General features: G+C 41.4%; 13 protein-coding genes. 7 read left to right on the forward strand and 6 right to left on the reverse strand.

The features are described from left to right. The first annotated feature begins 466 nt into the window (after nucleotides 1–466). The 3 genes from OO184_RS20220 to OO184_RS20230 all read left to right on the forward strand — a co-directional run bounded on the left by OO184_RS20220 (nucleotide 467) and on the right by OO184_RS20230 (nucleotide 2,090). Nucleotides 467–817 (forward strand): nuclear transport factor 2 family protein, encoded by a 351-nt coding sequence (locus OO184_RS20220; RefSeq protein ID WP_265380734.1) that lies wholly within the window; start codon nucleotides 467–469, stop codon nucleotides 815–817. A gap of 257 nt (nucleotides 818–1,074) precedes the next feature. Continuing rightward, a complete protein-coding gene (locus OO184_RS20225) occupies nucleotides 1,075–1,401 on the forward strand; it encodes a zinc ABC transporter substrate-binding protein (protein ID WP_265380735.1) in 327 nt (108 codons plus the stop codon). A gap of 155 nt (nucleotides 1,402–1,556) precedes the next feature. After that, nucleotides 1,557–2,090: a hypothetical protein gene (locus tag OO184_RS20230; protein WP_265380736.1), complete on the forward strand. Its 534-nt coding sequence runs from the start codon at nucleotides 1,557–1,559 to the stop codon at nucleotides 2,088–2,090. A 348-nt stretch (nucleotides 2,091–2,438) separates the two neighbouring features. Here the strand turns inward: OO184_RS20230 and OO184_RS20235 are convergent, their stop codons facing one another. Beyond that, nucleotides 2,439–3,434, reverse strand: a complete 996-nt coding sequence (locus tag OO184_RS20235) for a Gfo/Idh/MocA family protein (protein WP_265380737.1) — start codon at nucleotides 3,432–3,434, stop codon at nucleotides 2,439–2,441. Nucleotides 3,435–4,065: 631 nt separating this feature from the next. Here OO184_RS20235 and OO184_RS20240 point away from each other — a divergent pair. Both OO184_RS20240 and OO184_RS20245 read left to right on the forward strand, forming a co-directional pair. Beyond that, nucleotides 4,066–4,305, forward strand: a complete 240-nt coding sequence (locus OO184_RS20240) for a FitA-like ribbon-helix-helix domain-containing protein (RefSeq protein ID WP_036848206.1) — start codon at nucleotides 4,066–4,068, stop codon at nucleotides 4,303–4,305. Beyond that, the gene (locus OO184_RS20245; protein WP_265380738.1) at nucleotides 4,302–4,721 is read left to right on the forward strand and encodes a type II toxin-antitoxin system VapC family toxin; all 420 of its coding nucleotides are present in this window, start codon (nucleotides 4,302–4,304) and stop codon (nucleotides 4,719–4,721) included. Before OO184_RS20240 ends, OO184_RS20245 begins: the two co-directional genes overlap by 4 nt. 88 nt (nucleotides 4,722–4,809) lie before the next feature. Here the strand turns inward: OO184_RS20245 and yfaE are convergent, their stop codons facing one another. From yfaE to ubiG, 4 genes are all read right to left on the reverse strand, one after another. Further along, entirely contained in the window at nucleotides 4,810–5,076 is a 267-nt protein-coding gene (gene yfaE / locus OO184_RS20250) for a class I ribonucleotide reductase maintenance protein YfaE (protein ID WP_105398073.1), read from the reverse strand. Beyond that, nucleotides 5,076–6,206, reverse strand: a complete 1,131-nt coding sequence (gene nrdB, locus OO184_RS20255; RefSeq protein WP_036781046.1) for a class Ia ribonucleoside-diphosphate reductase subunit beta — start codon at nucleotides 6,204–6,206, stop codon at nucleotides 5,076–5,078. Before nrdB ends, yfaE begins: the two co-directional genes overlap by 1 nt. A 12-nt stretch (nucleotides 6,207–6,218) precedes the next feature. Beyond that, nucleotides 6,219–8,510 (reverse strand): class 1a ribonucleoside-diphosphate reductase subunit alpha, encoded by a 2,292-nt coding sequence (gene nrdA / locus OO184_RS20260; protein ID WP_265380739.1) that lies wholly within the window; start codon nucleotides 8,508–8,510, stop codon nucleotides 6,219–6,221. A gap of 367 nt (nucleotides 8,511–8,877) precedes the next feature. Continuing rightward, nucleotides 8,878–9,600, reverse strand: coding sequence for a bifunctional 2-polyprenyl-6-hydroxyphenol methylase/3-demethylubiquinol 3-O-methyltransferase UbiG (gene ubiG, locus OO184_RS20265; protein ID WP_265380740.1), 723 nt, complete (start codon nucleotides 9,598–9,600; stop codon nucleotides 8,878–8,880). A 200-nt stretch (nucleotides 9,601–9,800) separates the two neighbouring features. Between ubiG and gyrA the strand changes: the two genes are divergently transcribed. Then, a complete protein-coding gene (gene gyrA, locus OO184_RS20270) occupies nucleotides 9,801–12,428 on the forward strand; it encodes a DNA topoisomerase (ATP-hydrolyzing) subunit A (RefSeq protein WP_265380741.1) in 2,628 nt (875 codons plus the stop codon). A gap of 298 nt (nucleotides 12,429–12,726) precedes the next feature. Beyond that, nucleotides 12,727–15,543 carry a two-component system sensor histidine kinase RcsC gene (rcsC, locus tag OO184_RS20275; RefSeq protein ID WP_265380742.1) on the forward strand — a complete coding sequence of 939 codons (2,817 nt, stop codon included), beginning with the start codon at nucleotides 12,727–12,729 and terminating at the stop codon, nucleotides 15,541–15,543. Nucleotides 15,544–15,804: 261 nt separating this feature from the next. Here rcsC and rcsB read toward each other — a convergent pair whose 3' ends face one another. Further along, nucleotides 15,805–16,458 carry a response regulator transcription factor RcsB gene (gene rcsB / locus OO184_RS20280; protein ID WP_088372787.1) on the reverse strand — a complete coding sequence of 218 codons (654 nt, stop codon included), beginning with the start codon at nucleotides 16,456–16,458 and terminating at the stop codon, nucleotides 15,805–15,807. Between the last annotated feature and the right edge of the window lie 4 nt (nucleotides 16,459–16,462).

Here is a 16,462-nt window from a genome sequence, read left to right on the forward strand (position 1 = left end):
AGAAGTTATGTTTGATAATAAAACAACGGCTTTTGTACTGATTAGTCATGAGTTTTGATTTATAGAATTAATTAAAGTGAAGTCGTAATGACTATTATGTGTCCGCTAATTATTTCAAAAAGGTTTAAATAGTTACTAAAAAAGCCTTGCCTCATTGAGACCTTTTCTGATTATCGAATGCTCAGTTTTGATCTACAAGGAGGCCACTATTTATTGCCCCCAAATACAAATAACGAGTAATTAAGTATGGCGCTTCTTGATGCATTATCCAAGAAGAGGTGAATACCACGAGAATAGCGGATAATACCAAACCTTGTTCTAAAGGCATTGACGCCAGGTTAGTACTTTTGGCGTGGGGAATCATGACGGTCAGCATAATCACCAGAAAAATGCCTTGTTATTCCAAGTCTAAAATGTCACCTTTTGGTACAAATCCGAGTTTTTATATCTATGCGGGAGGATATGCATGCTTCTTGAAACAATAACATCTTTGGAATGCAGCCTTCACGACGTCCGGCGGCATGACAAAGCATGGCTTGAGAAAATCCTTCATCCTGATTTTCTCGAAATAACTCGCTCAGGTCACTTAGTCGGTCGCAGTGAAACGATTGACGCCCTGATAGCTGAAAATAGTACTAATTGCATCGTAAGTTCTGACTTCCGGCTGACGATAGTGGAAGAAATGTGCGTTATTTTACTTTACAGAACTCACAATCAGGACGGTGGTCATGCAGCACTGAGGTCATCAATTTGGGTATTTTCTAATGAACATAATTGGCGCCTGACTTTTCATCAAGGTACACCGTGTGGATTATAGGTTGGGGTATGCTAGAGCCAGTGCTGTTGCCTAGGGATTCAACACAATCCAGCAAGCGGCCATAAGCAAAAGAGAATTAAATAGCGGAAGGAAATCATCGTATGGTAGCAGCTTAGGAAATATATCGTAAAATTGGTGACTCATTGTGTATAGAAAAACTTTTATAAAATGGTTTGTGGACGCAAACTAAGAATGCTCCGGTAAGCTCCAAACCATTACTAGTAAAAAATGATGTTTGATATTAATGAGGTATGCAAATGAAAAAAAATGAAGTATATATAAAGATGTTAGCATTATCTCTACCTTATATAAGGAATATACAAACTCACAGTAAAAAATTGAAAGGAAGGGATATTTCATGTTATTTTGAAGCTGAATTAATCCATAACTTTCACCATTCTATTCTTGATGAAAACTTTCAAGAGCATGATATTTATTTCTTAAATCATCAAGCCAAATATTATTATGAAAATTGTAGTAATATTATTTCGCCAAATTATAATCAGCACTTATTTTATATTAAAGAGTTATTTGACATAATTCCTGAAAATTTAAAAGATAAATTAATCTGGCCGGGGCCATGAGTAGATAGGATGCCATTATGATTGATATAAAGTTCTATTTATATTCGATACTGATAACTGCGGTTATCTATATCAAATAGCCATAATGGAAATTTATATCTTAGGATAAGGGCGTGGTTTATTGTTCCGGTATTGAAACATGAGTTGGATAAATAATGATGAAAATAGCTAAATTAGTAAATATTCAAGAAGTAACCATCAATATTGATGGTTATATACCTATTGATATCCAGTTAGTTGATAATATAAACGAAACCCCTTTGTATTGGAGAATTGGTGATAATGAAAAAAGTTTATTAGAGTTTGCTATTTTACCTAGCGATGGCAGAATAGCAGCAATTACATTAGTTGCAATAAATCCTTATTTTGTTCAATGCGTGGATAATGAATTTATTGCATCACATGAAAGTAAATGTGGTTTTCCTATAGTCGATATGAGTCCGTGGAAATTTATTGAAAGTAATAATTTTAGCCATCGTTTTATTGATGAATTTAATTGTGTGATTAAAGTAGATGTTTATCAGGAGGCTATTATATTGATGATAAAAGAGAAATGTAAATTATCAAGTTGGGTTAAATGTAATAATTCTTTATGGTTGGGACTGGATAATGATGAAAATATTATCAGTGTCCTAATAAAAGATTTATCGAAAGAAGACATTAATAATTTCTTTAATTCTATTAGCTAGAATATGTCAAGCTGGTTTTATACCCGTCATCTTTCAAGTTGCCTCTTTGTTGGCTATACTCACTCACCTCGGTTACATAGTTATCTATGCTCCCGGGGATTCGCTCCCTTGCCGTCGCGATACATCATTGAAATCCATAGGGTATATCTTAGATGGATATACGGTTTTTCTGTTACTACCGATAATACTGGAGACGAAATTATAACTAAATGGAAGTTCTCTCAAACTAATTAAAAAGAAGTTAATAGAGGATTTAAGATCATTTATTAACTTCCGATATTTTTAATGAGTGCATATATATTTGGTTTTTATTTCTCCATAAAAACAGATTGACTTATTTTTATATTGTCAATAATTCTTCATTCTATAGTCTTTTAATACTTGGTCTATTACCCAACTGGTTCGTGATCCTGACTCTCCTGTTGATGGGCAAAATCCCTTTCCTTGCAATTCATTAATGATAGTATTAATCAATGGCATTTCTATATGTTTTGGATTGTCAATATTAAATTGGTGTAATTTGTTATTTTCGTCATAATATGAAATGGCTGAATTTCCAAATGTAGAGAAAGATATTTTTCCTTTAGTGCCAATTATTTCAACATTATCGCCTCTAGAGTTCGATACAAAATTCCATATACCCACACCTTGAATATTATTTTCAAACATAAATGACATTGATACACAATCTTCTGCGGGATAAGCATTCCCTTGTGAATTTGCATGTCCTTTGACAGAAATAATCTTTCCTAAAAGAAAGTCTAATATATCAAGAGTATGGCATGCTAAATCAACAAATAATCCACCACCGGAAATTTCTGGATTAACAACCCAAGGTAAATGGTGTGGATCTTGGTAACATTGCTCTATCTCTCTGTAAAGTATACAACTTACAATTCTTGGTGTTCCTATAGCACCTGACTCGATTAATTCTTTGATCTTTAAAAATCTTGGCAATGCTCTCCTATAATAAGCGACAAATAAAGGGACATTTTGAGCCTGACAGGTAGCTATCATTTCATTACATTCTTCAAATGTTAATGCCATAGGTTTTTCTACATATATTGCTTTACCTGCTTTGGCCGCTAAAATGGTATATTCTTTATGTGTAGAGGGTGGTGTTGCAATATATATTGCATCAATGTCTTTGTCATTAATAAGTGAATTAGCGTCAGAATACCATTTAGGCACATTATGTCTCTTGGCGAAGTCCTCTGCTAAATTAGCATTGCGTCGCATTACTGCAACCAATTCAGAATTATCTAATTTATAAAAAGCAGGGCCGCTTTTTACTTCAGTAACATCACCACAACCAATAATTCCCCATTTTATTGTTTTTTTCATTGTTATTTTCCCAATATGCTTATGTCGAATTGTTTATTAATAAAAAATTGGTGAAAATATTATAGTAGAAATCTGATTTATCCTATCTTTTTGCTCCAATATATGATTATATAACATGTTTCTTACTTCTGAATCAAGTGAGTTAATATAATCTTCATCGTATTTCTTATAATCTATTATACCAAAATGACATGTGGGTTCACATCTATGCCCAATTAAATTTTAAATTGCAGCATGGTGGTAAGTGAAAGCAACCAACAAAGTAGTAATTTGAAAGATGGAGGGGATAAGTCAGTCAGTAAATAGCTTGATGATATAAAGATACTCCTTTATGTTTTTTCCGATAATTAAGCTTTTTTCAGGACTTAAACCCTACCACATTAACCGTTTTATCCATTTTTTTATTGCATTATTTTTTATGATTTGCTTCGTAAAATGATGGCAAGAAAACGCTTAACTCTCTGTTATTCGAATAATATTCTTTTGCGTACTGATTTCTTTTCAACTCTTTGCTAATGGTTAATGGACTTTGATTGAATACAATTAACTCTCTTTCTATCCCACATGCTTGCAGTCATGATTGCAATAACATATATTGATTGCAATGCATGCTAAATTAGGAAATGAATCTATGCCATCCATTACTGTCAGAAATGTACCGGACGAAGTGCATCGCGCTTTGCGGGTACGCGCAGCCACACACGGTCGTAGTGCTGAGGCTGAAATCCGGTTTATTCTGGAAAACGCAGTACAACCGGCGGGACGAATCAAGCTGGGCTCCTTGCTGGCAAAAATCGGTCGCGAGGCGGGGGGCGTTGATCTTGAGATCGAGCGTGATAAGACACCTGCTGAGCCGATGAGTTTTGAATGATACTGCTAGATACGAACGTAATTTCCGAGCCGCTACGGCTCAGCGGCGACCCCGCTGTGGTTACATGGATAGATGAACAGAATGTCGAGACGCTTTACCTGTCCGCGATCAGCTTGGCTGAGCTTCGCTTTGGGATTGCAGCGCTGTCCAATGGTAAGCGCAAAGATACCCTGCATAGAAGCCTAGAGCGAAGTGTTGTTCCTTTATTTACCGGTCGTATTTTGCCGTTCGATGCGGCCGCTTCGGAAGCTTATGCCGAGATCATGGCGCGAGCGAAGAGCGAGGGGAAAGCCATCGGGAAAGCTGACGGGTATATTGCGGCTATCGCAGCGGCGAATGGGTTGATTGTTGCAACCCGCGATACATCACCTTTTGAAGCTGCTGGGCTTACTGTTATTAACCCTTGGAAGGACTAATAACATAGTTGTTATTACATTCTTGGTGCGTGTAATAATGAGCAAATAATCATTATTATCTGCCCACCATGAAGACCAATTTTAATTACTAAAGCTCAATCTCAATATCACTAAGCGGATGACAGCAGCAGGGTAAAATCTCGCCTTCATTAACAAAAGCTAAAGGTTTACGTCGATAACCAACTTTGCCTTTTATCAATCTGACACGGCAGGAACCGCAATAACCTTCTCGGCACTGGTATTCAGCCTGTACTCTACCTTGTTCCAGCGCTTCTAGCAGACTGTTATGCAGTTCGGGAGAGCTGTAGATATGGTAACCCTGCATACCATGCAGGGTTACTTTATAGCTTGTCATCAGAGTTCAAAATCACTCAGGTCGTCAGGGTTAACTTCAGCATCAATCTGACCAACCAGATAGGAGCTAACTTCAACTTCTTGCGGCGCTACTTGAACGTTATCAGACACCAGCCAGGCGTTAATCCACGGAATCGGGTTAGAACGCGTTTCAAACGGCAGTTTCAGCCCGACAGCCTGCATGCGAATGTTAGTAATGTACTCAACATATTGACACAGAATATCTTTGTTCAAGCCAATCATGGAGCCTTCGCTGAACAGGTAATCTGCCCACTCTTTTTCTTGTTCCGCCGCCTGAACGAACAGGTCATAGCACTGTTGTTCACATTCTTTGGCGATTTCTGCCATTTCCGGATCATCCTGACCAGAGCGCAACAGATTCAGCATATGTTGCGTGCCGGTTAGATGCAGTGCTTCGTCGCGAGCGATCAGTTTGATGATTTTCGCATTACCTTCCATTAATTCGCGTTCAGCAAAGGCAAATGAACAGGCAAAACTGACATAGAAACGGATAGCTTCCAGCGCGTTAACGCTCATCAGGCACAGGTACAATTGCTTTTTCAGTTCACGCAGACTAACAGTGATGGTTTTGCCGGCAATCTGGTGTGTTCCTTCGCCAAATAACTGGTAATGATTAGTCATCTCAATCAGATCATCGTAATAAGCGGAAATATCTTTCGCTCGTTTCAGAATCTCTTCATTGGTGACAATATCATCAAACACAACAGCCGGATCATTAACGATATTTCGGATGATGTGAGTGTAAGAACGTGAATGAATCGTTTCAGAAAACGACCAAGTTTCAACCCAGGTTTCCAACTCAGGGATGGAAATCAAAGGCAGAAAAGCCACGTTCGGGCTGCGGCCCTGAATAGAGTCCAGCAGCGTTTGATATTTTAAATTACTGATAAAAATATGCTTTTCATGGTCTGGCAGCGCATTATAGTCAATGCGGTCGCGAGACACGTCAACTTCTTCCGGGCGCCAGAAGAAAGAGAGTTGTTTTTCGATCAGCTTTTCGAAAATCGGATACTTTTGCTGGTCATAACGGGCTACGTTTACCGGCTGACCAAAAAACATCGGTTCCTGTAACTGGTCGTTTTTTACTTGTGAAAAAGTGGTATAGGCCATAACTTCCTCAAATTAAATCTTACACGCGCCGCTTTCACAGTCGGAATCAGCAGATTCCACGACTTCTTCCAGGTCATCCTGAACGTCTTCCGCACCATCACGGGTATTGTGGTAATACAACGTCTTCACACCATATTTGTAAGCGAGCAATAAATCTTTCAGTAGCTGATTCATCGGCACTTTTCCACTTGGGAAATGTGTCGGATCGTAGTTGGTATTGGCAGAGATCGACTGGTCGATAAATTTCTGCATGATACCAACCAACTGCAAGTAGCCATCATTACCAGGCATTTGCCATAAGAGTTCGTAAGCGCTTTTCAGACGCTCATATTCCGGTACAACCTGGCGCAAAATGCCATCTTTTGATGCTTTGATGCTCACATAGCCACGAGGCGGTTCAATACCGTTGGTGGCGTTAGAGATCTGGGAAGAGGTCTCTGAAGGCATCAAAGAAGATAATGTTGAATTGCGCAGACCATATTGTTTGATATCGTTGCGCAATGTTTCCCAGTCATAGTGCAGCGGTTCATTGGTCAATGTGTCCAGCGCTTTTTTATAGGTATCGATAGGCAGGATACCTTTAGAATAGGTGGTTTCTTTAAACCACGGACAAGCGCCTTGTTCTTTCGCCAATTCATTAGAGGCTTTCAACAGGTAATACTGGATAGCTTCAAATGTTTTGTGAGTCAGGTTGTTAGCGCTGCCATCTGAGTAACGTACACCGTGTTTCGCCAGATAGTAAGCATAGTTGATGACGCCAATGCCTAATGTACGGCGCCCCATTGCACCTTGTTTCGCGGCAAGGATAGGGTAGTCCTGATAATCGAGCAGGGCATCAAGGGCACGGACCGCCAGAGTAGCCAGTTCTTCCAACTCATCAAGATTTTCAATGGCGCCCAGGTTAAAAGCCGACAAGGTACACAGCGCAATTTCACCATTTTTATCATTGATGTCATTCAATGGCTTGGTTGGCAGTGCAATTTCCAGACACAGATTTGATTGGCGCACTGGGGCGACTAAAGGATCAAATGGGCTGTGAGTGTTGCAGTGGTCTACGTTCTGAATATAGATACGGCCGGTAGAGGCGCGTTCTTGCATCATCAGGGAGAAGAGCTCAACCGCTTTCAGACGTTGCTGACGGATATTGCTGTCCTGCTCATATTTGGTGTACAAGCGCTCAAATTCGTCCTGATCGGCAAAGAAGGCATCATAGAGTCCGGGAACATCGGATGGACTGAACAGGGTAATTTCTTCACCTTTGATCAGGCGTTCATACATCAGTTTGTTAAGTTGTACGCCGTAGTCCATGTGACGAACACGGTTCCCTTCAACGCCACGGTTGTTTTTCAGTACCAACAGGCTTTCAACTTCCAGATGCCACAATGGATAGAATAGTGTAGCGGCACCGCCACGAACGCCTCCTTGAGAACAGGATTTGACCGCAGTCTGGAAATGCTTATAAAAAGGAATACAGCCGGTATGGAAGGCTTCGCCATTACGGATTGGGCTTCCCAATGCGCGAATACGGCCTGCATTGATACCAATACCAGCACGTTGAGAAACATATTTCACAATGGCGCTGGAAGTTGCATTAATGGAATCGAGGCTATCGTCACATTCAATCAGTACGCAGGAGCTGAACTGACGAGTCGGAGTGCGTACACCTGCCATGATCGGGGTCGGCAGCGAAATTTTAAACGTCGAAGCTGCGTCATAAAAACGGCGAATGTAGTCCAGACGTGTCTCTTTCGGATAACCGGAGAATAGGCAAGCCGCCACCAGAATATAGAGGAATTGGGCGCTTTCATAAATTTCACCGGTAACGCGATTTTGGACCAGGTATTTCCCTTCAAGCTGTTTGACCGCCGCGTAAGAAAAGTTCATATCACGCCAATGGTCAATAAACTCGTCCATTTGTTCGAATTCTTCTTTCGAATAGTCTGCAAGCAAGTGTTTGTCATATTTGCCCATTTTCACCATATGGGAGACATGATCATAGAGTGCGGGCGGCTCGAATTCACCATAGGCTTTTTTACGCAGATTGAAAATTGCCAAGCGGGCGGCCAGATACTGATAATCAGGTGCGTCGCCGGAGATAAGATCCGCGGCAGCTTTGATCATCGTTTCATGAATATCTGAGGTTTTGATGCCATCGTAAAATTGGATTTGAGAACGCAGTTCTACTTGTGATACCGAGACATTTTTCAGTCCATCGGCTGCCCAGTTAACAACCCGGTGGATTTTTTCAAGGTCAATTCGTTCTTTGTGGCCATCACGCTTTGTTACTAGCAGACTATGGTTCATGGACAGGCATACCTTACATTTACTTTCAAATTCGCTCCCACCTGCTTTGTGTCTTTGACTTAGACCAAAACATAACCCCCTCAATGGCGGAAAAACCAACGAGAGAGTAGTGGTAATGGAATGTTAAGGAACACAATATGTAGGGGGTACACTAAATAATGACAACAAGATAATGTTAAAAGCGGCTTTTATCAAGTGCACAAAAATACGGATTCTTGTGGATAACTTGAGGACTAAATTTATTAAAAAGCCGGAAGCCTGCATCATTACTAGCGGTTGCTCTGACAGAAACACCGGCGAAAATGAGTAAAAAAATTCCTGAAAATATGATTTATTTGCCGATTTATTAATCTGTCAGGTGAATATGTCAGACATACTGGGTGTGTAATATATAATTGACGTCTACATTGTGACCAAGACTAAATTTATCCGTTAGTGGGTTATAATGCAGGCCGATAATATGCTTTTCCCGCAGGAATGTTCTGTCAATCCAGCTTATCAACTCTGATGGTCGGATAAATTTCTTCGCATCATGGGTTCCTTTCGGTACCATTTTCAGAATATATTCCGCGCCGATTACCGCCATCAGCCAGGCTTTTTTGTTGCGGTTAATGGTAGAAAAAAAGACATGCCCGCCGGGTTTCACTAGCTGAGCGCAAGCATGAACGACCGATTGTGGATCTGGGACATGTTCCAGCATTTCCATACAGGTGACGATATCGTAAGCCTGTGGATATTTTTCGGCGTGGCTTTCTACTGTTTCCTGTACATAAGTCACGGGGATACCTGTTTCAAGGGCGTGCAGTCTGGCAACTTGCAGCGGTTCCGTACCCATATCCAGCCCGGTTGTTTCTGCCCCTTCACGGGCCATACTTTCTGACAAAATACCGCCGCCACAGCCCACATCCAAGACTTTTTTACCGAAAATGCCGCCAGAACGCTGCAAAATATAATTCAAGCGTAGCGGGTTAATTCGGTGCAGCGGCTGAAATTCACCTTCCAAATCCCACCAGCGAGAAGCAATCGCTTCAAATTTCTCTATTTCCTGTTGATCAACATTGTTTGGGGTGGAAGGGGTTTTGATGTTCATCAGCGGTTGTCGCTCCTTAAACTTTCTTTAAACAGGCGGATTCACTCCGTTCTGCCAGGGTTCACTCAGTTCTGAGACAGTTCTGAGACAGTATACACGGCTTAATTTTTAAATACCCGTATCTGATTTTTATAAAACTGTTGGTTTGTGGTATAGTTCTAAACCTTTGAATTCGGAATGTATGAGGGATAGTGGGCTCCATGAGCGACATTGCCAGAGAAATCACCCCGGTCAATATCGAAGAAGAGCTGAAAAGCTCGTATTTGGATTATGCGATGTCTGTTATTGTTGGGCGCGCGCTACCAGATGTTCGAGACGGACTAAAGCCGGTACACCGTCGCGTACTTTATGCGATGAGTGTATTGGGAAATGATTGGAATAAACCCTACAAGAAGTCTGCCCGTGTTGTCGGGGACGTCATCGGTAAATACCATCCACATGGGGATAGCGCAGTCTACGACACGATTGTTCGTATGGCTCAGCCGTTTTCCCTGCGCTATATGTTGGTTGATGGTCAGGGTAACTTTGGTTCAGTCGATGGAGACTCAGCCGCCGCTATGCGTTACACCGAAGTGCGTATGGCGAAAGTTGCCCATGAACTGCTAGCGGATCTGGAGAAAGAGACTGTCGATTTTGTGCCGAACTATGATGGTACAGAGCAGATCCCGGAAGTGATGCCAACGAAAGTACCAAACCTGCTGATCAACGGTTCTTCTGGTATCGCAGTGGGTATGGCGACTAACATTCCTCCTCATAACTTATCCGAAGTTATTGATGGTTGTCTGGCTTATATTGAAGATGAAAACATCAGCATTGAAGGGCTGATGCAGTATATTCCTGGCCCTGATTTCCCTACTGCTGCGATTATTAATGGTCGTCGCGGTATTCAGGAGGCTTATCGGACTGGTCGCGGTAAAATTTATATCCGTGCCCGTGCGGAAATTGAAGTTGATGAGAAGAATGGCCGTGAAACTATTTTAGTGCACGAAATCCCTTATCAAGTCAACAAAGCCCGTCTGATTGAAAAAATTGCCGAATTGGTGAAAGAGAAACGCATCGAGGGGATCAGCGCGCTTCGTGACGAATCTGATAAAGACGGCATGCGGATCGTGATTGAAGTGAAACGGGATGCGGTGGGGGAAGTGGTGTTGAATAACCTCTACTCCCTGACTCAGCTTCAAGTTTCTTTTGGCATCAATATGGTGGCCCTGCATCAGGGACAGCCGAAGCTGCTGAATCTGAAAGATATTATTTCGGCTTTCGTATGCCACCGCCGTGAAGTGGTCACTCGTCGTACCATCTTTGAATTACGGAAAGCCCGTGAACGTGCCCATATTCTTGAAGCATTAGCTGTAGCACTGGCGAATATCGATCCTATTATCGAACTTATCCGTCTTGCTCCTACACCTGCCGAGGCAAAAGCCGCATTAGTTGCTAAGCCTTGGGAATTAGGCAGTGTTGCTGCCATGCTGGAGCGTGCCGGTGATGACGCTGCCCGTCCTGAATGGCTGGAACCACAATATGGTGTGCATGAAGGTAAATATTATCTGACCGAACAACAGGCTCAAGCCATTCTGGATCTGCGTTTGCAGAAACTGACCGGTCTGGAGCATGAAAAACTGTTGGATGAATACCGTGAATTGCTGACATTAATCGGTGAGTTGCTGTTTATTCTGGAAAATCCTGAGCGCTTGATGGAAGTGATCCGTGAAGAGTTGTTGGCAATTAGGGCGCAATACAGTGACGCCCGCCGTACTGAAATCACGGAAAATACGGCTGATATCAATATCGAAGATTTGATTAATCAGGAAGATGTGGTTGTCACCTTGTCACATCAAGGATATGTCAAATATCAGCCGTTGTCTGACTATGAAGCGCAGCGCCGTGGTGGTAAAGGTAAATCCGCAGCGCGTATTAAAGAAGAAGATTTCATTGAAAAATTGTTGGTTGCCAATACTCACGATACGATCCTCTGCTTCTCCAGCCGTGGCCGTCTGTATTGGATGAAGGTTTATCAATTGCCGGAAGCTAGCCGTGGCGCTCGTGGCCGTCCGATTGTTAACCTGCTGCCGCTAGAGCAAGATGAGCGAATTACGGCGATTCTGCCGGTGCGTGAATATGAAGAAGGGTTGTACGTCTTTATGGCTACGGCCAGTGGGACCGTGAAGAAAACTGCATTGCAGGATTTCAGCCGTCCACGCAGTGCTGGTATTCTCGCCGTTAATCTCAATGAAGGTGATGAGTTGATCGGCGTTGACCTGACTGACGGTAATAACGAAGTTATGTTGTTCTCCGCGGAAGGGAAGGTTGTTCGTTTTGAAGAGGGAGCGGTTCGTTCAATGGGGCGTACCGCTACCGGTGTACGCGGTATCAAACTGAATGGTGAAGATAAAGTGGTTTCTCTGATAATCCCGCGTGGAGAAGGAGAAATTCTGACTGTCACTGAAAACGGTTATGGTAAACGTACCGCTGAAAACGAGTATCCAATTAAATCCCGTGCAACGCAGGGGGTTATCTCGATTAAAGTCAGTGAACGTAATGGTAACGTGATTGGTGCAATTCAGGTTGAACCAACCGATCAGATAATGATGATTACTGATGCCGGCACATTAGTGCGCACAAGGGTATCGGAAGTCAGCGTTGTTGGCCGGAATACTCAAGGCGTAACACTTATTCGTACCGCTGAAGATGAGAAAGTTGTTGGTTTACAGCGGGTTGCTGAGCCTGAAGAGGATGAAGATGGGCTGGCGGCAGAAGGGGAAGAATTGAACAGTGATAACGGCAATTCACCTGATGCTAACAGCGGCGAGTCAGTTGATCCGGTTTAAGTGAAGATATAATACCCTATGTATTTCAAGATGCATCGCGACGGCAAGGGAGCGAATTCCCGGGAGCATAGATAGCTATGTGACCGGGGTGAGTGAGTGCAGCCAACAAAGAGGCAACTTGAAAGATGACGGGTATATTTTTTACTGAATTAACAAACAGGTACTTCGGTGCCTGTTTTTTTAAAGGGATTTTTCTTAATATTAAAATATGCGATTGATGGGGCTTTGTAATCTTTAAACTCTGGTATATCTTGTTATTAATGACGTTGAATGATGTTGGTTTTTATCAGGTAGCCTTTTGAGATATCTTTCCTCTTTTCGTACATCGCTAAAAATATCCCGTTATCTTTTCCGGGTGCTTGGCCTAATGTTGTGGGCGTTAGGCGCTTTATTAACAGCTTTTTACCTGGTTAATATCTTTAATGAAGTTAAGTCGGATATTCGGCAAGAATACAATGCTAATTATGATTCCACACTCTCTTATGTGCGTCATACAGCAAGTGTTCTGCGGGATATCCAATATATGACCGAGAAGCATTTACTGAATTCTAATGGAAAAAATGCTATTTTTGATTTTCCACATAATAGCCCGGCGTTTTCTTATCATCCTTTGAACCAAAGCGCTGACTGTCGTACTTTTCGCAACAACACTCATAGTTATTTAAATTCATTGAATAACCTTATCTTCTATTGGAAGGATAATCTTGCGGCGCCTCAGGGATTGAATCAGGTTTTCCTGGTGGGTACACAAAGTATGTGTATGGTGAGTTTTTCTATCCGTAATACCTCGACTGAGCCTGATACGCTGAAAAAAATAGTTTATGAAAATTCACGCAGACTTATCAGCCTGAAAGAACAAGGTAAAGAACGAAATGTTTATTGGGTTATACCTGGCGCAAGATCTGATAGCGGCCATCTCTACGTATTGGCGCCGGTCTATGTCAATGGTCAGATGGTTGCAATGATAGGCATTGAACAATTCATCAGATTGGACTCTTTTATTCAAAGACAAGACCGCCCAATTTCAATAACGTTATTGAATCGCAGTAATCAACCTGTGTTGCACTATCCTGCAAATGATGACTATAAACTTCATTATGCTGATTATCAGTTGGAAGCGCCTTATTTTGGCTATGATGATAATTTCACTGATTTACTGTTAAAACGCCGGTTAATGCCATCTTCATTCAGTATCATCTATGCGCTGCCGCTGAGAACTATTTTTGAGGGTTTTAAGCTACAGATTATTAGCAGTATTGTGCTTAATATGTTATCTGCCTTTGTCATCATTATTCTGGTGTATCTGTTTGAGCGGAAAATGTTTGTTCCGGCTGAAGAGAATGCCATTCGGCTAGAAGAGCATGAACAATTTAATCATAAAATTGTCGCTTCAGCGCCGGTTGGGATCAGTATATTGCGGGTCAGTGATGGGAGTAATATTCTGAGTAATGAGTTGGCGCATAATTATTTAAGAATGTTAACGCATGAAGATCGGGAACGTATTATTCATATTATTTGTGACAGAACTAGCAGTTATGTTGATGTCGTCACCAGTAATCATCATCATCTACAAATCAGTTTTGTTCATTCCCGCTATAGGAACGAAGAGGTAGCGATTTGTGTTTTGGTTGATATTAGCGTCCGTGTACGGATGGAAAAATCATTACAGGAGATGGCGCTAGCATCGGAACAGGCTAACTATTCTAAATCTATGTTTTTAGCTACCGTTAGTCACGAATTGAGAACGCCGCTTTACGGTATTATTGGAAACTTGGAGTTATTACAGGCGCATTCGTTGCCTGCTGAATCTATTCGTTTGTTATCAACGATGAATAATTCTTCAGCGTTGTTGCTAAAAATTATCAGTGATATTCTCGACTTCTCAAAAATTGAATCTAAACAGCTTAAAATTGAGTCTAGGGAATTTTCCTGTCAGGAAGTTATCTCTCATGTTATTTCTAACTACCTGCCGTTAGTGGTGAAAAAACCGTTGACCTTGTATTGCTATTTTGAACCGGATGTTCCGAATTATATCTGCAATGATCCGGTTCGATTACAACAAGTTATATCTAATCTGTTAAATAATGCGATTAAATTCACTGATACTGGATGTGTAGTTATACATGTGACGGTTGATAGAGATTATTTATACGTCAGAATAAAGGATACGGGCGTCGGCATTTCTGATAAAGCGCTTGTTCAGTTGTTTGATCCATTTTTCCAGATCATGCCAAATACGGAAAGCTCATCTCAGGGAACGGGGCTTGGTCTGGCGATTTGTGAAAAACTTATCAATCTGATGGATGGTGATATTGAAGTCATTTCACAATCACAGATAGGGAGTATGTTTTCTATTCGCTTACCTTTATATGGTGCGAAATATAAGCCAAAAACTCAGTTAATAAATGAGCATCAGCGAAAAATCATCTTGGCTATACGTAATCTTTATCTGGAGGAATTTTTACAGCGTTTTCTGGTTCATCATGGCTTACACACTATTTTATATCGCGGGCAAACTACTAATGGTAGTGAAATTATTATCAGCGATTTCCCTGATGCGGTGACTTCCCAAGTATATGGTTATATTGAATTATCGACCGACTATATTGGCTCACCGGAGCAAATCAGAGAAAACTATTGGTTACACAACACTTACCATTTACATGATTTGCCGATAATGATTGAGCGGCTGATTTCATCGAATCATAATGTGGTATTAAATACTGCACCACCTGTTTTTCAGGCAAATACCCGGTTTAATACTATTATGGTTCTGGTAGTGGATGATCATCCTATCAACCGCCGTTTATTGGCCGATCAATTGAAATCCATCGGTTTTCAGACAGCGATGGCAAATGATGGATTGGATGCGTTGGAATATTTGAAGAAAGGGGGGATTGATATCATTCTGACGGATGTCAATATGCCCAACATGGATGGTTATGTGTTAACAATGTACTTACGGAATGAGGGGTGTAAGTTGCCGATTATTGGTATTACGGCCAATGCACTGGCAGAAGAAAAACAGCGCTGTATTGATGCCGGAATGAATGATTGTTTGTCGAAACCTGTTTCCCTGGTGACTCTCAGGCAGGTATTAGCGGAGATGATTTGAAGCAATAATTTATACCCGTTATCTTTCAAGTTGCCTCTTTGTTGGCTGCACTCGCTCACCCCGGTCACATAGTTATCAATGCTTCCGGGGATTCGCTCCCTTGCCGTCGCGATGCATCTTGAAATCCATAGGGTATATAAAACAATTCCCGGTACAAACAATTCCCGGTACAAACAATTCCCTGAACAAACAAAATGCCCGGCACAAATAAATAGTTGCCGGGCATCAGGACGACTTTCATATTAAAATAACGAACGGTATCTACTGAACATTATTGTGTGTATCAATAGTGACAGAAGCGAGGTAATTGAGTAATGCAATATCGTTATTTACGCCTAGTTTTACCATAGCTGATTTTTTCTGGCTGCTGATAGTCTTGACACTGCGTTTGAGTTTTTTGGCAATGTCTGTTACCAAAAAGCCTTGGGCAAATAGACGTATAACTTCACTCTCTTTTTGTGATAACGGTTTATCGCCATAGGGGGTTTTCGTCACTTTTTTCAACAGTTCGGAAACGCTTTCTGGCATAAATTTTTCCCCTTGGTTCAGGGCCGTCAATACATCGGGTAAATCTGTTGGCGCTCCTTGTTTTAAGACAATGCCTTCAATATCAAGTTCGAGTACAGCACTTAAGATTGCTGGATTATTGTTCATGGTTAGAACAATGATTGATAGTCTGGGATAATGGCGTTTGATGTATTTAATCAAATTGATTCCATCGCCGTATATGTCGCCAGGCATAGACAGATCAGTGATCAATACGTTTGCTTTAATACAAGACAGATTGTTGATCAACGTAGTCGAGTCTTCCGACTCTGCGACGACGTTGATCCATTCAAGCCGCTCAAGTGATTTGCGGATGCCAAACAGGACAATTGGATGATCATCAGCAATAATGACGTTAAGGTTATTCATCTTA

The sequence above is a fragment of the Photorhabdus aballayi genome (assembly GCF_026153155.1).
GTDB classification, from domain to species: Bacteria; Pseudomonadota; Gammaproteobacteria; order Enterobacterales; family Enterobacteriaceae; genus Photorhabdus; species Photorhabdus luminescens.